General features: G+C 64.7%; 21 protein-coding genes. 18 read left to right on the top strand and 3 right to left on the bottom strand.

Translation table 11 applies throughout. From position 1 onward, the window contains the following. Nucleotides 1-39: 39 nt before the first annotated feature. Nucleotides 40-1215 carry a 4-hydroxybenzoate 3-monooxygenase gene (pobA, locus tag FHR90_RS14180; protein ID WP_176621623.1) on the bottom strand — a complete coding sequence of 392 codons (1176 nt, stop codon included), beginning with the start codon at nt 1213-1215 and terminating at the stop codon, nt 40-42. 159 nt (nt 1216-1374) lie between these two features. On the opposite strand from pobA, the gene FHR90_RS14175 reads away from it, so the two are divergent. Continuing rightward, nucleotides 1375-2256, top strand: coding sequence for a helix-turn-helix domain-containing protein (locus tag FHR90_RS14175; protein WP_176621622.1), 882 nt, complete (start codon nt 1375-1377; stop codon nt 2254-2256). A gap of 3 nt (nt 2257-2259) precedes the next feature. Here FHR90_RS14175 and FHR90_RS14170 read toward each other — a convergent pair whose 3' ends face one another. Next, on the bottom strand, nt 2260-3528 hold the full coding sequence (locus FHR90_RS14170; RefSeq protein ID WP_176621621.1) for an MFS transporter: 1269 nt from the start codon (nt 3526-3528) through the stop codon (nt 2260-2262). A 287-nt stretch (nt 3529-3815) separates the two neighbouring features. Then, complete coding sequence (locus tag FHR90_RS14165) at nt 3816-5324, bottom strand: carotenoid oxygenase family protein (protein WP_221188285.1); 1509 nt, start codon at nt 5322-5324, stop codon at nt 3816-3818. Between the two features lie 102 nt (nt 5325-5426). Here FHR90_RS14165 and FHR90_RS14160 point away from each other — a divergent pair, with 102 nt between their 5' ends. The 17 genes from FHR90_RS14160 (at nt 5427) to FHR90_RS14080 (ending at nt 20451) form a co-directional block, all read left to right on the top strand. Further along, entirely contained in the window at nt 5427-6110 is a 684-nt protein-coding gene (locus tag FHR90_RS14160) for a TetR/AcrR family transcriptional regulator (RefSeq protein WP_176621619.1), read from the top strand. Between the two features lie 71 nt (nt 6111-6181). Further along, nucleotides 6182-6970: an IclR family transcriptional regulator gene (locus tag FHR90_RS14155; protein WP_176621618.1), complete on the top strand. Its 789-nt coding sequence runs from the start codon at nt 6182-6184 to the stop codon at nt 6968-6970. Between the two features lie 667 nt (nt 6971-7637). Further along, nucleotides 7638-8006: a hypothetical protein gene (locus tag FHR90_RS14150; RefSeq protein ID WP_176621617.1), complete on the top strand. Its 369-nt coding sequence runs from the start codon at nt 7638-7640 to the stop codon at nt 8004-8006. Nucleotides 8007-8246: 240 nt separating this feature from the next. Further along, entirely contained in the window at nt 8247-8522 is a 276-nt protein-coding gene (locus tag FHR90_RS14145) for a hypothetical protein (RefSeq protein WP_176621616.1), read from the top strand. 116 nt (nt 8523-8638) lie between these two features. Further along, complete coding sequence (locus FHR90_RS14140) at nt 8639-9049, top strand: hypothetical protein (protein WP_176621615.1); 411 nt, start codon at nt 8639-8641, stop codon at nt 9047-9049. An 8-nt stretch (nt 9050-9057) separates the two neighbouring features. Next, the gene (locus FHR90_RS14135; protein WP_183275435.1) at nt 9058-9498 is read left to right on the top strand and encodes a hypothetical protein; all 441 of its coding nucleotides are present in this window, start codon (nt 9058-9060) and stop codon (nt 9496-9498) included. Next, on the top strand, nt 9495-11402 hold the full coding sequence (locus FHR90_RS14130; RefSeq protein ID WP_176621613.1) for a hypothetical protein: 1908 nt from the start codon (nt 9495-9497) through the stop codon (nt 11400-11402). Before FHR90_RS14135 ends, FHR90_RS14130 begins: the two co-directional genes overlap by 4 nt. 3 nt (nt 11403-11405) lie before the next feature. Beyond that, on the top strand, nt 11406-12797 hold the full coding sequence (locus FHR90_RS14125) for a phage portal protein (RefSeq protein ID WP_176621612.1): 1392 nt from the start codon (nt 11406-11408) through the stop codon (nt 12795-12797). A 62-nt stretch (nt 12798-12859) separates the two neighbouring features. After that, on the top strand, nt 12860-13408 hold the full coding sequence (locus FHR90_RS14120) for a phage scaffolding protein (RefSeq protein WP_176621611.1): 549 nt from the start codon (nt 12860-12862) through the stop codon (nt 13406-13408). 201 nt (nt 13409-13609) lie between these two features. Then, on the top strand, nt 13610-14983 hold the full coding sequence (locus FHR90_RS14115) for a DUF4043 domain-containing protein (RefSeq protein WP_176621610.1): 1374 nt from the start codon (nt 13610-13612) through the stop codon (nt 14981-14983). A gap of 4 nt (nt 14984-14987) precedes the next feature. After that, on the top strand, nt 14988-15194 hold the full coding sequence (locus tag FHR90_RS14110; protein WP_176621609.1) for a hypothetical protein: 207 nt from the start codon (nt 14988-14990) through the stop codon (nt 15192-15194). After that, nucleotides 15179-15574: a hypothetical protein gene (locus FHR90_RS14105; protein ID WP_176621608.1), complete on the top strand. Its 396-nt coding sequence runs from the start codon at nt 15179-15181 to the stop codon at nt 15572-15574. Before FHR90_RS14110 ends, FHR90_RS14105 begins: the two co-directional genes overlap by 16 nt. 18 nt (nt 15575-15592) lie before the next feature. Next, nucleotides 15593-16126: a phage tail fiber protein gene (locus FHR90_RS14100; RefSeq protein ID WP_176621607.1), complete on the top strand. Its 534-nt coding sequence runs from the start codon at nt 15593-15595 to the stop codon at nt 16124-16126. 7 nt (nt 16127-16133) lie between these two features. After that, complete coding sequence (locus FHR90_RS14095; RefSeq protein ID WP_176621606.1) at nt 16134-16775, top strand: hypothetical protein; 642 nt, start codon at nt 16134-16136, stop codon at nt 16773-16775. A gap of 14 nt (nt 16776-16789) precedes the next feature. Further along, nucleotides 16790-18688 (top strand): glycoside hydrolase family 71/99 protein, encoded by a 1899-nt coding sequence (locus FHR90_RS14090; protein WP_176621605.1) that lies wholly within the window; start codon nt 16790-16792, stop codon nt 18686-18688. A 51-nt stretch (nt 18689-18739) separates the two neighbouring features. After that, nucleotides 18740-18880, top strand: a complete 141-nt coding sequence (locus FHR90_RS14085) for a hypothetical protein (RefSeq protein ID WP_176621604.1) — start codon at nt 18740-18742, stop codon at nt 18878-18880. Next, nucleotides 18880-20451, top strand: coding sequence for a phage tail sheath protein (locus FHR90_RS14080; RefSeq protein ID WP_176621603.1), 1572 nt, complete (start codon nt 18880-18882; stop codon nt 20449-20451). Before FHR90_RS14085 ends, FHR90_RS14080 begins: the two co-directional genes overlap by 1 nt. The last annotated feature ends 13 nt before the right edge of the window (nt 20452-20464 follow it).

Here is a 20464-nt window from a genome sequence, read left to right as displayed (position 1 = left end):
TGTCCTCCCTCTGCATGTTATCCTGCTTCCTGGGGCGGCTCAGGCGGCCAGCGGCAGGCCGACATAGTTCTCCGCCAGAGCGCGCTGCGCTGCCGGCGAGCCGCTCAGATAGTCCAGCTCGGCGATCTGCACGCGTCGGTCGAAACCGTCCATGTCGGGAAAGCGATGCGTGATCGAGGTGAACCACCACGAGAACCGCTCGGCCTTCCACACGCGCGCCAGCGCCCGTTGCGAATAGGTGTCGATGCCGGCGGACGAGCCGCGATAATGCTCGCCAAGCCCCTCGGCCAGGATCAGCACGTCGGAGACAGCGAGATTCATGCCCTTCGCCCCGGTCGGCGGCACGATATGGGCGGCATCCCCGGCCAGGAACAGCCGGCCCCAGCGCATCGGCTCGCAGACGAAGGCGCGCAGCGGGGCGATGCTCTTCTCGAAGGATGGCCCCGGAGTGACGCGCGCGGCGACCTCCGGCCCGAGGCGCAGGCGCAACTCATCCCAGAACAGCTCGTCGGACCAGTCCTCGATGCGTTCGTTGAGCCCGCACTGGATATAGTAGCGGCTGCGCGTCGTCGAGCGCATCGAGGCGAGAGCGAAGCCGCGCTCGTGATTGGCATAGACCAGTTCGTGGCCGGCGGGCGGCACATCAGCGAGGATGCCGAGCCAGCCGAACGGATAGACGCGTTCGAAGCTCTGCCGCCGCTCAGCCGGGATCGCGCCGCGCGACACGCCATGAAACCCGTCGCATCCGACGACGAAGTCGCAGGCGAGCGTGTGCCGACCGTCGCGATCATTCCAGCTGACGGTTGGAGTGTTCCCCTGCAGACCTTCACAGACGACATCGGCAGCATTCCACACGATCGGCAACTCGCGCGCTTCGGCGGCATCGAACAGATCGCGCATCACCTCCTGCTGACCGTAGACGGTCACCGTTCGGCCGCCGGTCAGCGCAGCCATGTCGATGTGGATCAGCCGGCCGTCGAGGGAGAGATTGGTGCCACGATGCACCTGGCCGTGCTCGCGCAGTCGGGCGTCGATGCCGAGGCGTCGCATCAGATCGACGGTGATGTGTTCGAGCACGCCCGCCCGCACGCGGCCCTCGACATACCGGCGGTCGCGACGCTCGATGACGATGCTGGCGATGCCCTCGGCATGCAACAGATGGGCGAGAAACATGCCGGCCGGTCCGGCGCCGATGATGGCGACCTGGGTGCGCATATTGAACATCCTCCGCGGCGCCCTCGCCGCTCTTTCTCGTTGCTTGCAATTCAGCAGAAAGAGGGTCGCCCAGGAATGGACGCTCGAGCAGAAAACTTGGACTTTTCTGAGGTGAGGTCTATGCCGTGCGGAGCGACAGCGAGATGAGGAGGGCGTACGATGAACGGCGATGGCGCGCTGCCGCTGTTCTACCTTTACGGCGAGCCGCACCGGGCAGTACACGGCGATTTCGTACACATCGAATCTCTCGACGACCGCTCGCGTCCCAGCGAATGGACCATCCACCGGCACACCCATGCCGATCTGAGCCATATCTTCCATATCGCGCAGGGCGGCGGCGTCCTGCACGCCGAATCGGACACGATTACGCTCGCCGCTCCGGCGCTGATCGTCGTCCCGGCCGCCACCGCGCATGGATTCGAGTGGCAGCGCGAATCAACCGGCGCGGTGATTACCCTGTCGACGGCACATTTTCGCCAGATGATCCTCCACGACTCCGAATTGCGAGGGCTGTTCGACGATGTCGCGGTGATCGCCGTCGATGACGCCCTCGCCGCACGACTCGCCCATCGGATCGGCGATCTGCTGGCTGAATATGCCTGGGCCAAGCCGGGTCATCGTGCCGCGATCGAGGCCGGTCTGCTCGATCTGATGGTGATTGCCCTGCGCGGTCTCGATCCGGATGCCAGACGCGACCGCCCGGCGGTCGGGCCGCAACAGGCGCTGGTGGCGCGTCTGCGCGCGCGGATCGAGGAGCGTTACAGGCTGCGCGAGACTGTCGATGCTTATGCCGACGCGCTTTCGGTGAGTGTGTACCAGTTGCGTTCGGCCTGTCTCGCCGTCGCCGGTGCCCCGCCATCAGCGCTGATCGACCAGCGCACGCTGCTCGAAGCGAGGCGGGCGCTGCTGTATTCCAACCTGTCCGTCAAGGCGGTCGCCTACGGGCTGGGTTTCAGCGATCCCGCCTATTTCTCAAGGTTCTTTACCCAGCATGTCGGCCGCTCGCCGCGTCTGTTCCGCACACAGGGCGCGGCAGCCTGACTCTCATTCCCCTGGCACACCCGGCGGCATCTCGGCGACCAGTTGCACTTCTGCGGTTTCGGGCGTGGTCTCGCGCAGCAGCGAGGCGATCACCAGGCCGATCACCATCGCAGCGATGGCGAGCGCAAAAATATGCCCGATGCCCCATTGCGAGGCGACCATGCCGGCGAGCATCGGCGCCACACCACCCCCGAAGATCTCGCCGAAGCCCACCGCCACGCCGCAGGCACTGGCGACCAGGGCCGGGGGCACCGATTCCGCGCTCAAGGGCCCGGTGGTCAGGGTCAGCGCGCCAAAATTGAAAAAGCAGGCGATGGCGAGAAATATGAACACCCAGCCCGGGCTCGAAACCTGCGACAGCGCGGCCACGGCAAGTGCGGTGGCTCCTGCGCTGCCGAGCAGGACGGTCTTGCGTCCGAGCCGATCGGACAGGCCAAGCAGGACGAACGAGCCCAGCGCGCAGCCCAGCCCCATCGCCGAAAGCACGAAGCCCATCTGCTGCATTCCGTAATGCAGCCCGTCGATCAGATAGCTCGGCATCATCGCGGTCAGCACGTTGAGGCAGGTCAGCCAGCAGAACATGCCGAGGATGTTGAGCCGCACGTTCCGATAGCTGTAGACGCTCGGCAGCCTGTGGGCTTCGGGCGTGGGGTCCGCCCGGCGTGTCGCGCTCGAGGCCCCCTTGACGGTGACGGGGTTGCGGATGATCCGCGACATCGCCCAGGCAACGAGCAGGCCGGGGGGCACGACGATCAGGAAGGCATAGCGCCAGTCGAGGACATTGAGCAGTTGTGTGGCAAGGATCGGTGCCAGCGCCATGCCGAACAGTGGCATCGCCGCCTGCTGGACGCCGAGCATCAGCCCGTGACGCTGCGGCTTGGCCGCCTCCACCGTCGCAGCCAGGCTCGACGGCGTGAAGGCGCCCTCTGCGAGCCCCATGACCGCGCGGATCGCCACCAGGGCGAGCAGGCTGGTGGCCAGGCCGCTGAGGCCGGCCAGCAGGGAGAACACCAGCAGAGAGACCACCAGAACCTGTCGATGGCCAATCCGGTCGGAAATACGGCTCGCGACCAGTGCGGCGATGCCCCAGGAGATCGACAATGCCCCGGTGACGAGCCCGAGGTCGCGGTAGGACAGGTGCAGGGCACGCTGTATGACCGGGAACAGCGGCATGATCATGAACCGGTCCAGTCCGACCAGGCCGAAGCCCAGGCAGAGCAGTACGATGGCTTTCTTTTCGTAGCGTGAATCCCACGCCGCTGTGATCTGCATGTTTCTTCCCCGGAGCGTCTCGTGCGGGACGGTTCAAGCGTCACCATTGTCGTTGCACCACGCGTAGAACGGATCGGGCCCAGCAGTCAATAATGGCTTATAATGAGAAAAACATACCTACATACAGACGATAATCGCACCCAGATAGCTATTTAGCCTCAAGCCGCGGATGTTCTCTCGGACGGTCACGACCGAAGGGGCATAGCGGCGGAGCGGGGATGGTGTCCGCAGGTGCCGGCGCTGTCGCGGGCGCCCTCGCAGGCGCCCGCGGGCGGGGACACGAACTCCTAACGGAGCGAGGTGCGCGCGATCCAGTTGCCGTGGAAGCCCAGCGGCACGCGGTGATCGAGCTTGATGCGCGCCACAGGTTCGCCGTCGAAGTCCTGCGCCGCGAGGATTGTCATCTCGCTGGCATTGCGGCGCGGATCGTACCAGATCGCCATGATCCAGCCGTCATCCTCGTCTTCGCCGCCGTCGCGCGGCACGAACACCGGCTCGCCAGGCGTCATTTCGATCTCGCTGGACAGATGCTGGTATTGCGTGCGTCCGGACAGGTAGTCGTGCTTGATGAGGCAGTTGAAACCGTGTGTCTGCGGCCCGGGATTGTGGACGCCGGCCATGTAGCCGTAACGGTGCGGGCGGCCCATCACACTCTCGTTAGGCCGGACGAACTCGGCCGCAAACTCACCGATACGCCGGTCGGAAACCGTTTCCCGTGCGAGATCGATCTCGATCCGCCAGAGCTGCGGGCCGGAGAATGGCGACGGCTTATCGACCAGGGGAAAGGGAAAGAATTCCTCGGGGCGGATGTCTGCGTTCGGGTCGAGCGTCTCGGTCACCGTGGCATCCACGATGATCTTGTCGCCCAGCTCGTAGGCGTTGAGATAATGGTCACAGGTGAACGACCGCGCTTCGAGCCACTTCGCCACGCCCGTCTTGCGATGCAACAGCAGAATGCGGGTCGGGCTGCCGCGATCGAAGCTGAACGCGCTGTTGCCAGCGAGGACCGTGTCGGCCGCATACGGACGCCAGCGGATCGGGCCAAAGAAAAAGACGTAGTAATTCTCGGTAAAGATGAAATCATGCACGAAAGGTGTGATCGGCATCGACGTGCGGACATGGCTGTTGACCTGTCCCATGTTGCCAATCGACATGCACTCGACATACATCTCGTCGTAGTTCAGTCCATAGACGAGCAGGTCGCCAGTCGCCGGATCGACATGCGGATGCGCGGTCAGCATCGACTTGAAGCGTCCGCCGAAATCGAACTTTCCAAGCGTATCGAGCGAGTCCGCGTCGAGGTGCCAATAGAAGCTGTCCGCCTCGTGCATCGTCATCACGCGACCGGCAAGCGAGATGACGTTAATTCCGGCCACGGTCTTGATTCGCGGCGCGCCTGGCGGCAGCGGCGCCTGTCTGACGCCGGAATGCCCGTAGATTCCATTATAGATTGGGCGCCCGGCCGCGCGTTCGAGCTTTAGCCCGTCGGTTTCGACGAAGCGGTTGCAGTAGCCGGCCTTGCCGTCGCGCAGGTGGAAGGCATGTACCATGCCGTCCCCATCGAACCAATGAAACAGATCGGGATTCGCGGGGCGCATGTGCTGGTTGGAGCCGGTGCGGTACAGCGCGCCATCGAGCTCCATTGGAATACGGCCGATGACTTCGAGGCTGCGGATCGAAACCTCGTTGAACAGCGGTTCGAACGGCCCCTGCAGGAACGGGTTCTGCTTGCTCCAGGGCTCCGCGCTCGTGGCCCGCGGTTCGCCAGCTGACAGGCGGGCTGCACCATCCGGCATATGTCTTCTCCTTGAACGTTCGTTTATGATTCTTGGTGCGGTCGCCTCGTTTCTGGCCATGACCGTACAGTCCTGTATCATTGTGGAGGAGCAGTAAGTCAAGTGAAACCCGTCCTCCCTTCCGGTCGCCGTCGCCGCGCGAGCCCGGCGGATAGACGCCGTGACATCCTTCGCATCGCGGCCGCCGCCTTTCTCGATCACGGCTACGCCGACGTCTCGATGGCCCAAATCTCTGCCGAGCTCGGTGGCTCGAAAACCACGCTGTATCGCCTGTTCGCCTCGAAGGCCGACCTGTTCGCCGCCTTCGTGCGGGAGGTGGGCGAGGCGCCGTTCGCAGCACTGGAAGGGTTCCGGCCGGCCGGAACGTCGCTCGTGCGGGATCTCGAGGCACTCGGGGAGGTCTATCTCGATCTCGCGCTGGCTCCTGCGGTGATCGAGGTCAGCCGGCTGGTCGTCGCCGAGAGTCGCCGTCATCCGGACATCGCTCGCATCTTCTGGGAAAACGGTCCTGGTCAGGTGACGACGCATCTCGACCGCAACCTCGCAGGCATTGCCGCCCGGCATGCTCTTGCCGCGTCATGGGACGAGCTTGCCGTCGGCCACTTCAAGGCGCTGTGCGACATGTCCTTTCACGAGCAACTGCTCTGGGGTGTGATTCCTGCGCCCGCAGCGTCCGAACGCGCCCGGGTCGCGTCGCGGGCGGCGGTCGCCTTCCTCGCCGCTTACCCGCCCCGGCTCTCCGATCCGGAGCGTGGCGCGTTGACCGCGTCGGGGGCGCGTGATTGATCGAGGCATGCGTCATCGTCAAAGCATCCGGGCCCTCCCGTCGTGGGCCACCCCTGTCAGCGGAGTTGGTTATGGCCGCGCCTGATCGACTGGTCAGTGTCATCGGATTGTTCACCCTCGAGCGGCCGGTCTGGGGTGTGGATGACGCGGCCGAGGCGCTCGATGTCTCGGTCAGCAGCGTCTATCGCTACTTCGCCACACTGTGCGAGGCAGGCTTCCTCGCCACGGAGACGCCGGGCCAGTACGTGCTTGGGCCGGCCTTCATCCAGTACGACCGGCAGATCCGTCTGACCGATCCACTGCTGGCGGCGGCGCGGCCGGTGATGGCAGATCTCGTCACCTATGCTCCAGACGGCTCCACGGCCGTGCTCGCGCGCGTCTTCGAAGACAAGGTCATCTGCGTGCATCAGGTGGTGGGGCGTGGGCCGCAGCCGCAGGTGAGCTATGCGCGCGGGCGACCGATGCCGCTGTTTCGCGGGGCGACCTCCAAGATCATTCTTGCCCATTTGCCGCCACGGCAACTCAAGCGACTTTACCAGCGCAATGCAGCCACGATCGCGGAGACCGAAATGGGTAGGGACCTGGCGAGTTTCCGTGAGACTCTCGCCTCGATGCGACGAGCCGGAGTGGTCGTCACCCGTCATGAGATCGACCCGGATCGGGTCGGCATCGCGGCGCCGGTGTTCTCCTCGGACCGCCGTATCCTGGGTAGCCTGAGCGTGATCGTCGGCGAAGACGATGTCGACCAGCGGCTTGCCAGGCTACAGGCGCTTACCATCGGGTGCGCGGGAGACATCGAAACCGCCCTCGCGGCAATCAGCCCGAAGGGCAATGCCTCCGGTGCCTCAGAGGCTGTCTGAGAATGTTTGCGAAATGAGGTGACCGGGCACGGTGTAATGTCGTCGTTCCGAGGCTTGGTGGCATAATGCACTGCTGCGCCGCCGTCGTGCGGATCGCATCGGAGCGGCGTGCCGTGGCGATGCCGCCCCAGGTTTCAGCCATCGTCTGGTGACGCCCGACCGCGAACGTGAGGCGCGTGGTTCGGACCACCTCACATCCTGACGTTGTCGTTTGCGTCAGGACGGTGAAGCCGTACATTCCGTTGCGCTCCAATTGTGCGACGGGGCCGAACTCCCAGTCGAGGTAGGCCTACATCGCGGCGGCCGCATTGTCTGTACCTTCATATGGGCGCTTGTAACATCGTCGGAAGGGGACGGGGCTGTCTTTACGTCGAGTCCGGCCTCAAGCCAGCGTCCGGCATCGTGCCAGGCCCGGGTGCCGCCGCCGAGTATCCGTGCCGGGCGGCCGGCGACGATCAGCTCGGCCGCCCCGAACGCGACGTCGATGCCGTCCGGCGAGACCAGCACGACGTCGTCTGCGGGCGCTGGGCACACGCTCGCCGATGGTGCTGCCGGAGGCAGCCAACGAGCGCTGCAAAGATGGGCCTGTCATAGCACCGGCTGCGATGCCATTCTATGTCCCCACGCGACTGTCTACGGCCGCGGTGATGCAGGTGAGAGAATGGTCTTGGTCGTTGTGCGTAAGATGCTTGGCCCGGCGATCGTGCTGGCGTTGTCCGTGACCGCGGCCCGGGCCCAGCCGGCGGGCCCGGCGGATGCTCGCATCCAGCAGATTCTGAGCGTCCTGCGGGAGCGGCCTGACGAGGCGAGCCCGTCCTGCCTCGACAGCCTCAAGGAGATGCATGCGACGGAGGATGCCCTCCAGTCCGCGACATCTCGTGGCAAGTCGTCCGACATCGAGCTTGCGAACGATGTTTTGGAGACCGATTATCAGAATGTGATGCAGGTCTGCGGCGTAGATGCCACACGTGTGTGTCATGTGCCACAGGATGGGAAACTCGGGCAAGCCTGCGCCTCATTGCGGCGCGGAAATTGAATCTCCAAAAGATTACGGGTCGGAAAGACGGTTTGTTTTGCAATTTTGTTAGAGAGAACATATCATGAACTAACGGTGCCAGGAGGCATCGAACGGGCATTGTTTGACCAGCGCAAGGCGCTGCCAGAGCGGCAGCCTCGGTGCGGGAGGAAACAGGATCGCTCGAAAAACCAAATGCTGCTTGTACCGAAACTGACGCTTTGTCAGCATTAGGGCGTCAATCCTAACAGAAGGTTTACGATGCCTCGTCCGCTCGATTGGTCTGTGGAAATGGACGCCAAGCTTGCTGCGCTGCTCGATCACAAAGGCGGCACGATCCGGAAGGCGGCGAGCAATCTCGGCGTCAGCCGGAGCTTCATCCAGCGCCGGGCGAAAATGATCGCCATGAAGAAGCACAGTGACTCGTGCACGCCTGCCCGGCAGGCGGCCGGGGATGCCCCGCTTCCGGTGGGCCATCCGATCAGCTGGGAAGCCCTCATGCGGGCGCCGGCCAGGGTTTGCCTCGGCGCCCTTTGAAACGGGGTAGGTTTCCCACATATTCGATTTGATCATTTCAAAAGCAGTGACGTTCGATCGCCGGAAGTATTCGCCCTTCTCCTTTCAGGGTCATCCTAAAAAAGGGTCGTCATCTTATGGCCTACAATCAGGTCTGCCGCTTTCACTGTGGTGACGTCGTTCTTGTATCGCAAGGAAGATACGTGGTTGTGAAGAACCTCGAGGACGAGGTTCATGTACTGCCCATGCTGTGTGCCCCTCCGCAGCGACATCGCTCGGACATCGTTTCCGAAGACTGGACCGGATACGCGGACCTGCCGATGACATCGCAGGATTTGGTGATCCGCTGTTTTCCGATCTATCGCGTCGCCAAGAGCGCGTGTAGCCGGATCGGTTCGGTGTCGCGCCATCTGCTTGGCCGTGCGCAGCAGGGTCTGCGCATCGAGCTCTCGATGCGACGCTATGAGGACACCGCTGTCCTGGCCAGCAATCTTGTCGCCGCGGCGCACTCAACCGGACGTCGCCACCAGCCGCATCGAGGTGCGTGAGAATGCCGATGACCGGACTTCGCAAGACCGAAGCAAAGGAAGGCGCGATCGTGCGCTTCCTGCAGTCGCTTTCCCGGACCGGCAATGTCGGTCTGAGTTGCCGCGCGGCAGGACTCGCCCGCAAGCATGTCGGCGGACTTCTGCTCGCCGATTCCGACTTCGCCGATGCCTATGCGCAGGCGATGGAGGATGCGCAGGACCTGCTCTATGCAGAGGCGCGTCGCCGCGCGGTGACTGGCATCCTGATCGGTGCAGGCGGCCAGGCGAAGAGCAACAACGGCGGTCGTGTCCGCAAATATAGCGATCCGCTGTTGATGATGCTGATGCGCCAGAGCGGTCCTGTCGCGACCAGGGCCGCTGCAGGCAAGCCGGAGGCTGACGATCTGGGTGCAATCCTGCGCTCGATCGTCAGGGATGAGGATCCGTCTGTCATGCAGTATCCTTCTTGAGCCTGACGCGTCGGCTCACTCCGGCCCAGCACCAGATCTATTCCGCCGGATGGCAGCCGGATGCCCGCTTCCGCGTTGCGGTGTGCGGCCGTCGCTTCGGCAAGGCACTCGACGTAGAAACATTGATTCCGATCCCGGGTGGATTCCGGCGCATGGCGGAGATCGAGGTCGGCGACGTTCTGTTCGATGAGACCGGCGCGCTCTGCCGGGTGACGGCAGTCACTGGGGTGATGCTGGACAGGCCGTGCCGGGAGGTTGCGTTCTCGGACGGTAGCCGGATCGTGTGTGATGTCGATCATCTCTGGCCGGTGACGATCAACAACGCGGTCACCAGGGTGGCCGAGACCGGGGACATCGCAGACATGCTCGACCGTGGCGCATATTGCGCGGTCGCGACGGCGGCGCCGGTGATGCGCCGGAGCCTGAAAGGGCGGCAGCGGGAGCTGAGAAAGGTCATTTGCAGGGATGGCCGGTTCGTGGACGGGCGGATCGTGCTGGACGGTCGGCGACAGGACCTTGTGACACTGGCGGCGTCCTGTGGAGTGGTGGTGATGCTCAAGGGCGACGACAGCATCATTGACACCGATCCGGATGCCCATCTGAGCCGGCGGGTGGTGTCGGTGACGACTGTTGTGTCGCGCGCGGTGCGGTGTCTGCAGGTCGACAGTCCGTCGAGCCAGTATCTGTGCGGCGAGCAGTTCATCCCGACCCACAACACCTTTCTGATCGGCGAGGAATTGCGGCGCGCTGTACGGCTGGCGGTCGCGCATCGCGTACCGACGGAGAACGAGATCTGGTACGGAGCCCCGAATTTCCTTCAGGCGAGGCGGGTGATGTGGGGTCGGCTGAAGACCGTATTGCCGCGGGAGTGGATGGCGGCGAAGCCGAGTGAGTCGACCTGCTCGATCACGCTGGTCAGCGGGCATCGCGTCCGGGTGGTCGGTCTGGACGCGCATGACTCGCTGCGCGGTGCGGGACTTTGGTTTTTTGCCGGCGACGAGTGGGCCGATACGCGGCCGGAGGCGTGGTCGGAGACGATCCGGCCGATGTTGTCGACGAGCGAGGGGCATGCGCTCTTCGTCGGTACGCCGAAGGGGCACAATCACTTCCACGAGTTCTATCGACGTGGCCTCGACGGCGGCCGCGACGACCACAGATCGTTCAGATTCACGACCGAGGAGGGCGGGCAGGTCAGTGCACGCGAATTGGCGGATGCGCGGGAGCTCCTCGATGCGCGCACCTATCGTCAGGAGTACGAAGCCAGCTTCGAAAGCTTCGCCGGCCGAGTGCTATATGGATTCTCACGCGAGCACAGTGTCCGACCGGCCCCCAGAGCCGACGACGGACGCATTCACGTCGGGATGGATTTCAACGTCAATCCGATGACGGCCACGATCTGGCAGCAGGCCGGAACCGCGCTGTGGCAGACGGGCGAGATCGTGTTGGGAACGTCGAACACCGACGAGATGGTGTCGGTTCTGCGCAGCCGGCATGGTCGCCTGCGGCATGACGGTGTCGTCTCGGTCGAGCACATCTCGGTCTATCCCGATCCCGCCGGACAGCAGCGCAGGAGTTCTGCCTTCGGCCGGACCGATATCAGCATCCTGCGCGAAGCAGGTTTCAAAGTCTGTGCAATGAGTTCGCATCCATCGCTTAGGGACAGGGTAAATGTGATGAACAGGCTGTTCGAGGCCGCGGACGGCACCAGGTCGGCATTCGTCGATCCGTCCTGCGTCAAGTCGATCGATGCCTACACGAAGCTTGCCTATGTCGATGATGGCAACCAGATCGACAAGTCGTCCGGCCATGACCACCTCGCGGATGCGTCTGGCTATTTTCTGTACTGGTGGGGCACACGCCGGGATGGCCAGGCGCTGGCCGTGCCGACTTTCATGGGACGTTGAGCGATGGATTGGCTTGCTCTTCAGGACCGTATGCCGAGGGACCGTGCACTGCCGGAACGATGCTTCAGGCTGTCGGCTCTCGAAAGCGTTCTCGACGGACGGCATTACGACGTTCTGCGCTATCCGTTCTCGGCAGAGCGCAACGGCGCCGGCGAATACGTCCCGCTCGACGAGCGCCGGCCATCGGTGAGGTCGAACCTGTGTCGTGTGGTGGTGGAGGATTCCGTCTCGCTGCTGTTCAGCGAGGGGCACTGGCCGACCATCCAGGTCTCCGATGCGCGGACGGCAACCGCGCTCGAGACCATCTGTCAGGCATCGGCGCTTAAGCAGACCATGTTGGAAGCGGCCACGCGCGGATCTGTCGGATCGGTGGTGGTACTGATGCGGGTCGTCGATGGGCGCATCTTCTTCGACGTACTGCGGACAGCCTATCTCACCCCGGTCTGGAGCAGCAGTGATCCGCGCGAGCTTTCGGAACTCATCGAGCGCTATCGAGTGAAGGCCGAAGATCTGCTCGCGCAGGGTCATGCCGTCGAGCCAGGAGGTGATTACTGGTTCGAACGTCATTGGGATGACCGCGTGGAGACATGGTATCTTCCTTATCGGGACGGGGCGGATCGCAAGATCGATGTCGAGCGCAGCGGCGAACACGGTCTCGGTTTCGTTCCGGCCGTCTGGATCAGGAACCTGCCGGCGTCATGCGACATGCGGGAGGGTCCTGACGGGGGCTGCACGTTCCAGGCGGCCATCGATACCGTCATCGAGACGGATTATCTGCTTTCGCAGGCGGGGCGGGGGCTGAAATACGGATCGGACCCGACGCTCGTGCTGAAGGACCCCGGCCTCGGGATTCCGCAGGGAAGCGCGGCTCACGTCGGTGGTGCGTCCAATGCGTTGATGTTGCCACCGGAAGGGGACGCGAAGCTTCTGGAGATCAACGGCAATGCGGCCGCAGCGGTTCTCGCCCATGTTCAGCAGCTTCGGGCGATCGCGCTGGAGGCGATGCACGGCAATCGCGCGCAGTCCGACCGGTTGGGTGCCGCGCAGAGCGGGCGCGCGATCGAGCTGATGTGTCAGGGGCTGATCTGGCTGGCGGATCGGTTGCGGATTTCTTACGGCGAGTATGGGCTGGTCAGCCTGCTGCGCAAGATCTGCCTCGCGTCCAGGCGTCTGGAGGGTGGCCTGGTCGTGGGAGACGCGCATGTGACGGACCTCGACGATGCCGGTCTGTCGCTGAGCTGGCCTGACTGGTTCCCTATGGGACCGCAGGATCGGCAGGCGCAGGCCGATGCGCTGGGACGCCTGGTCGAGGGGGGCATCATGACCCAGGCGGCGGCAGAACGGATCATCGGCCGCTCGTATGGCATCTCGGTGATGCTCGGTGGCGGCACATGATTTCGCGATCGCCCGCCAGCGATGGCGGCGATCGGCGGCAACAACAAGCGATGGGGACACATGTGACGGACGTTGTGGAACATGACGGCGACGTCGCAGCCGATGACGATGTCTCGGTTGCGGCCGAACAGCCCAGAGCTGTCACTGACAGCGAGAAGCGTCTGCGCCAGGAGCTGGTGCGGGCACGTCAGCAGCTCAGGCTGGTACAGGGCGAGCGCGATGCCATCCTGACCAGTGCACATCGGGAGCGTGATCTCGCGGTGTCGCAGGCCAGGGAGGATGCGCGGCAGCGCATCGTGCAGGCCGAACTCAAGGCGCATGCGCTGCGGGCCGGGATCGTCGATCTCGATGGGCTGCGCCTCGCCGATCTGGGTGGTGTCAGCCTCGGCGAGGATGGCGAGATCCTCGGTGCGGAGGAGACCATCGCAACGCTGAGGTCGGACAAGCCCTACCTGTTCGCTGCCGCCGCCCAGGCACCGGGCGTAGCGGAGGTTGCGGCACCGCGCAGGCTGCATGCCGCTCCGGCGCCGGCCACGCCGCGCACGGTCGATGCGCGCACGCTGTCACGCGAGGCCTGGCAGGCGGAGCGGGCAAAGCTGCTCTCGCGCTAGAGCGTCATCTGATCAAACGGAATCATTCGGTCAGATAAAGGTGCTCGCTTCATCAATTGTGTAGAGCCCTGCATTCGAGGCGACAGGCTCGGAAAGTGCTCTAGGGCGGCAGCGAGCGCGCCTCCCGGCACGAGTTTCCCGCTGCGGGCATCCAGGCCTGCTCGGTTCCCCTTCATCATCGATCTCAATCAGGGATAGCAGATGTCGATTTCGAATTTTCCGGCGCAGTTGCAGCCGATCGTCCAGCAGGGCTTTCTGGCGCGCGAGTTCCAGGACGGCCTGCAGTCGCGTCTCGGCTTCCGCGCCATCGCCGATCGTGAGAGTTTCCCCAATCGCATCGGCGAGACCGTCACCAAGACCCGCAAGGGGCTCAAGGCGCCCGTCACCACGCCGCTCAACCCGTCGACAAACAGCAATTTCGACAATGGCCTGTCGCCGTCGAGCTGGTCGGTGGAGCAGTATGTGCTGTCGATCAACCAGTACGGCGATACGATCGACCTCAACGTGATCACCGACGGCGTCGGCATCGCCAGCCAGTTTCTGGCCAATGCGCGCACCAATGGCGTGCAGGCGATGCAGTCGCTCGACCGGATCGCGCGCAACACTCTCTTCGGCGGCGCGCAGAACGGGGTGGGCGGCTATCTGGGTGGCAATACACGGGTGATCTCGGCGCTGAGTTCGGCAGCGACGACGCTCCGTGTCGACGATGTCCGCGGCTTTGCCTCTGTGCTGAACACGTATGGCCAGGTGGTGTCGGTTGGCGCGACCTCGGGTATGACCGTCACGGTGGGCTCGAATGCCTATACCGTCTCGGCGGTTAGCGCCGATGCGGTCAACATCTCGACCGCGCCGGGTGGTGTGTCCGGAACGCTGACCTTCACCACCAATGTGTCGGTCTCCGACGGAGCGGCCGCCCAGCCGGTGATCGCGGCGACGGCTCCGCTGGTGCTCCGCCCAAACGGCCGACTGACCACCGCCGCCCTCACCGCACCCACCGGGACCTACGGCTCGGCGAGCTATGTGCCCGGCGACACGCTGGGCATCCAGACGGTGCTCGGCGCGGTCGCCGCGTTGCGGATGAACAACGTGCCGACCGTCGATGGTGCCTATCACTGCTACCTGGACGATCAGCAGATGCTCGGCCTGTTCCGGGACGGCGACTTCAAGTATCTGTATCGTGGCGCCTATGGTTCGGAGGCCTATCAGTCGGGCAGCGTGGTGGAGCTGCTGGGCGTGCGTTTCATTCCCACGACCGAGGCGCCGCTCCAGGCATCGCTCGGCGCCGGGCCGATCCACCGTGCAATCGTCTGCGGCAAGGGCGCACTGATCGAAGGCGATTATGCCGACATGGCCAAGCTCGACATCCCGGACGCGGAGCGTTCGCTGATCGAGCGTGTCGATGACGTGGTGATGGTGACGCGCGAGCCGCTGGACCGGCTCAAGCAGATCATCGCGCAGAGCTGGTACTGGATCGGCGGCTTCGCGCTGCCGACCGACGCGACGGCGAATACCTCTATCATCCCTACCGCGACGAACAGCTACCTCAAGCGCGGCGTCGTGATCGAGAGCCTCTGAAGGCATGGCCGCAGCGCGTCGCGCAGCGGCCGCAGCGACGCCCCGCAAGGGCGTCGCTGCAGTCCGGCTGTGCTGTCCATTCGGCTTCTTCGATGAGGACGGCGTGGAGCATTACTGGCGCACCGGACAGCGTGTGACCGATCCGGTGGAAATCGCACTGCTGAACGAACGAGGTGCCGAGATCGAGGTCGAACAATGTCCGCAACCCTGACGCTGCCGGACACCGACTTCACGGATGCGGAGCGGACGGATATCCGCCGCTTCTGTGGCTACCCTGCATATGGCGGAAGTGCCACCGCCACGGGATGGCGCTATTTCCAACAATATGGGGCGCTGGAATACCGGATGTCGAACATGTCGCCAGCCGAACGGCAGGTGACGCGGATGCTGCTGGCGACACTCGCATCGTTCGAGACCGATCTCGCGTCGTCCTCAGCCAATCTCGACACCGCTATGGCGGCGTCGTGGCGACACAATCCGAACGAGGTCGCCGATCGCTTCCGCCTGATGAGCGCGTGGGGCCAGCGCCTTGCTGCCCATTTCGGAGTGCCGTTCCTGGGTGATGCGCGCGCCTCGAACATCGTCATCTAGCTGTCGGAGTAAAGGCTCATGGTGTTTTTCTCGGGATGGATGGGCTATGCGACCTCGTATTCGCCGGGCGCCTTCGCCGAGCCGACTGACACCGCCTATGCAAGGCGGCCGGTGACGTTCTCGCAGCCCGGCGGCAGCTACAGTGTCGCGCAGAACGGCGGCACCGTGGGTCCGGCCGGCGCGAACTGGGGGCTGCTGGTCTATGTCGGACTGTTCGGAGCGTCGAGCGGCGGCCTGCCGGTGCTCGTGATGCCTCTGGCGCGGCCGGTCAACGTGCCGACAGGGTCGACCTTCTCGGAGAATGCCGCCGCCTACACGTTGCGCGTGTTCGGCGCACGCGACGGGTCGACGGTGTGGCCGCAGGGCGCGATCGTGGCGCGCACGCAATATGGCGCCGACTGCGTGACGGGAACCACCGTGCAGTACTCCGACGGTGCGATCAAGGAACTCGCCCTGGTGATGAATGCGGCGACCTCGGCCGGTAGTCTGCCGTCGCAGCCGGGCGCGAGCGGCACGCTATGGGTCAATGGTGGCGTGATCAGCGTGTCCTGAGCTCGTCATGGACCAGGCACGTCTCAGCGCCCTGACCTGTCACGGACTGCGGCAGGCGGCCGCCCGGATCGGCGCGTCATTCGCAGTGTATCGGCCGGTTGGAACCGGGTCGCCGCTCGACAGTCCGGCGATCGCTTCCGTCGACCTGGCGTATACGCAGGACTGTTCTCTCGCGTTCAGGGTGGCGCTCGCACCCGACAAGCCGATCGTGCAGCTTCTGTGCGATCCATCGTCCTTGCAGGCCGGCGATTACCTGGTCGGGACCGAGACGCTGTTCGTTCTGCGAGTGGATCCGGCGCGTCCGGCCAGCGGGGTGTTGTGCAATGCGACGCTGTCGGTGCTTCAATCGGCGACGGCAACCCAGCCTGGCACCAATGCCTATGGCGGTCTCGCCTCCAGCGCCGCGACGGCGCTGGCGACCGGCTGGCCGGCGAGCCTGCTGCTGAGAAGCAAGACCGAGGCTGATCCGACCAGGCTGCCCAGCGATACGCGTTCAGCCTACTACGCCGTGCTGCTGCCAGCCATCAGCGGCGTCACCATCACGTCCGGCATGCGCCTGCTCGATGCGGGCGGCAACATCTATCAGATCGTCGGCACGCAGCGCTCGGCCTTCGGCTGGTCGATCAGCGCAGCATTGCAGACGAGCTAGCAGGATACCAGAAATTGGCCGATATATCCGATGTCGAGAATGCGCTTTGCGACGTCGTTCTCGGCGCTGTCTATCCCGGCGGCACCCAGGGTGCGAGCATTACCGGTCAGGCCGTCAAGATCTATCGGGGCTGGCCGAATTCCACCGGCCTGAACCAGGATATCGGGGCCGGCAACCAGATCGTCACCGTCACGAGTATCGAGCGTGGCACAGTCAATACGACGCGCTATGCGCCGGTGTGGAAGACCGTGTCCGCGCGATCGCCGACGATCACGCTCGAGGTCGATGGCATGTCGTGCGCGATCTCCGGTAGCGCGAGTGCGGGCGATGTGGTCGGCATCGACATCGACGGTGTCGCCTATGCCTTTGCAGCCCAGGACGGCGAGACGGCCACCGCACTCGCAGCCAGGCTGGCACCGATGATCCCGGGCTGTGTCGCCGTCGGGGGCGTTTGGACATTCCCCTATGCGCGTGCGCTCGCGGCGCGAACTGCCGGGGCGGCGAGTTGCCTGCTGGAGACGAGACGACAGGAACAGAAACTGCTTGTCGGTCTGTGGTGTCCCGACCCGCGGACACGCGATGTGCTGGCCCGGTCGATCGATGTGGCTTTCTCCAGCCTCGACTGGCTGACACTGTCGGACGGGACCTCCGCACGCGTCGTCTATGACGGGACAGCCGAAAAAGATGACGCCGTCAACGCGAACGTCTATCGGCGCGACCTGCTGTTCCGTGTCGAGTATGCGACCACGATCACACAGGCGACGACCCGGATGCTGTTCGGCCTGGGTCATGTCGATGACGGGGTGAGCAGTCGGGTGTTCGACCAGACCTTGCCGGGTGTGCCGGTGGTGCTGCCGAGGATGGGCGCGGTCAGGTTCGATGCCTGGTACGATCCAGCCAATCCGATCGATGCGCAATGTGCGGATGCGCTGTCTGCGCCGGCGTTCCAGAACCGGTTGCCGGCCAACGCGGTCGTCACGAACGGGGTGGCGTCGTGGCCGAGAGCGACCCAGGCGACGATCGATGCCGAGATTGACGCCGCCTGCCGCGGTGGCATCGGGTTCTGGGCGTTCGACAGCTACGCGTCTGCGGACACGCTCAGCCTGGCGCTGCAACTCTATCTGTCGAGCGCGAGCCGATCACGGCTCGGCTTCTGCATGCTCGGCCAAACATCGTCGTGGAGCACACCGGAGGCCGCACAGCAGGCCATTGCGCGCGACGTCGCGCTGATGTCGCAGCCGGGTTATGTAACCGTTCTCGGCGGACGGCCACTGTATCTGCTGCTGGACGCGCAGGCTGTTCAGACAGCGGGACTGGGCAGTGGCGGCGTCGCCGGCGAGATCGCGCAACTGCGCGCGCTGGCGGCTGCCACCGGCGTGGGCGATCCGTATGTCGTGTGGCTCTCCGGCGCAGGGCTTGCAGCTTACGACAACACCGTGGCCGCGCTCGCGGACGGCGCCGATGCGGCGGGTTGCTATTGCTGTCCGTCGCTCGATGGGGACATGCAATCATATGCCGCACTGACCGAGGCGGCACGCGATGACTGGCAGCGCCGCGCACAGCAGGGAATGCCGATGATCCCGACCGCGATGTGCGGCTGGGACCAGCGGCCGCTGGTGGAGAGACCGCAACCCTTCTACCCGGTCCCGGTGGGTGTTTCCGACGGGAACTACTACCAGGCCGGCAGCCCGGCGGAAATCGGGCTGCATATCGCGGAGGCCGCATCCTTCGTGATCGACAATGCCGCGGCCTGCCCTGCGCAGGTCGGGCTGATCTACGCGTGGAACGAGCTCGCAGAGGGCGGCTGGCTGCTCCCGACCTGGACCGCGGGCGGTCCTGACGAAAGCCGGGTCGAGCTGTGCGGGGCGGCCCTGTCGGACCTTGCCGCGAAGCGCGCCGCCTCTGCATCCTGATTGACGAGCTGGGAGTCGATTTCAATGGTACAATCACAACGAGCCCTTGTCGTGACAGAAGGGTTCGGAAGCTATGGTCGCGGCGACATCATTCGCGACGAGGCGGTCATCGACGCTATCCTCAAGGGCGCCAACCGGACGAGGACCGTCGTCGTCGCACTGCCGGGCGCCGACGCAGGAGGGCAGGGCTGATGCCGCAGATCTCCCAGGCCGGACGGCTCAACTCGAGTGCACTGGTGGTGCCCGATCTGTATGTCGAGATCGTCTCGCCCCAGGCACTGACCCTCAACGGCGTGCCAAGCAATGTGATCGGACTCGTTGGCGTAGCGAGTTGGGGGCCGGTCGGGCGGCCCGTGGTGCTGGGCTCGATGGCGCAGTTCCAGCTCGCGTTCGGCACGCCGGGCGCTCGCCGATACGACCTCGGCAGCGCATGCGCCTGCGCGGTACAGCAGGGAGCGACAGCGTTCTGCTGCGTCCGCGTCAGTGACGGCACCGATCAGGCGGCGACCTATGCGCTGCTCTACAACACCGCCACCGGCAGCTATCCGGTCCTGCTGACAGCCCTCTATTCCGGCTCGGCCGGCAACACGATCTCCGTGCAGTTCGGCGCCGGCGCGAAAGCCGGAACCTGGCGCCTGACGTTGCAGACGGCCGGCCTGCTGCCCGAGGTGTTCGACAATCTCGGCGCGGCGGGCGGGGCTGCGAGCGTGTGGAGCGATCTCGTCGCCGCGGTCAATTTCGGCCAGGGCCCGACGCGCGGACCCTCGCAGCTCTGCGTCGCCACGGCGGGTCAGGCGACAACCACCACGCCGGTGGCGGTGGTCAACCAGACGCTGCTGAACGGCAGCGACGGCATCGCCGGCGTGACCGCGGCGAGCCTGGTCGGGCAGGATGCGGCGATCCGCAACGGCATGTATGCCTTGCGCGGTCAGGGATGCGCGATCGCGATGCTCGCGGATTGCGACGATCCCACCCAGTGGACGGTGCAGGCGGCGTTCGGCGAGGCCGAGGGCTGCTACATGATCCTGACCGGGCCGAGCGGGGACACGATCGCCGATGCGATCGCGGTCAAGCAGTCGAGCGGGCTTGATTCCTACGCCTGCAAGCTGATGTTCGGCGACTGGCTCTACTGGTACGATCCGAGCTCGGGACGGACGCGTCTTGTCAGCCCGCAGGCCTTCGTCGCCGGGCGACTCGCCAATCTCTCGGTCGAGCAATCGTCGCTCAACAAGTCTCTGGCCAGCATCATCGGCAGCCAGCGCAGCGGCCTGGTGTCCAGCGGGCAGTCGGCCACCTATTCGACGGCGGAGCTGCAGACGTTGTTCGAGAACGGCATCGACGTGGTCTGCAATCCGGCACCCGGCGGTGCCTACTGGGCGGTGCGCGGCGGATTCAACACCGCGAGCTCGAACACCGTCTCGGGCGACAACTACACACGGCTGACCAACTACATCGCACAGACCCTCAGTCTCGGCATGGGTGCCTATGTCGGCAGCGTGATCAATGCGAACCTGCTGTCGAACATCCGCTCCACGCTGCTGAACTATCTCTCGACGCTGCTGGGTCAGGGTATACTTGGCAGTGTCGATGGCTCGGTACCTTACGCCGTGGTCTGCGATGCCACCAACAATCCGCAGGCGAGAACCGCGCTCGGATATGTGCAGGCAGATGTACAGGTCCGATACCAGGGCATCAACGAGCGCTTCCTGGTCAATCTCCAGGGCGGACAGAACGTCGCCGTCGCCGTGACCCAGAATTCCTGAACCGGAGCGCCGA

The organism is Endobacter medicaginis (assembly GCF_014192375.1).
Classification (GTDB): Bacteria; Pseudomonadota; Alphaproteobacteria; order Acetobacterales; family Acetobacteraceae; genus Endobacter; species Endobacter medicaginis.
This window is presented reverse-complemented; position numbering and strand designations above follow the sequence as displayed.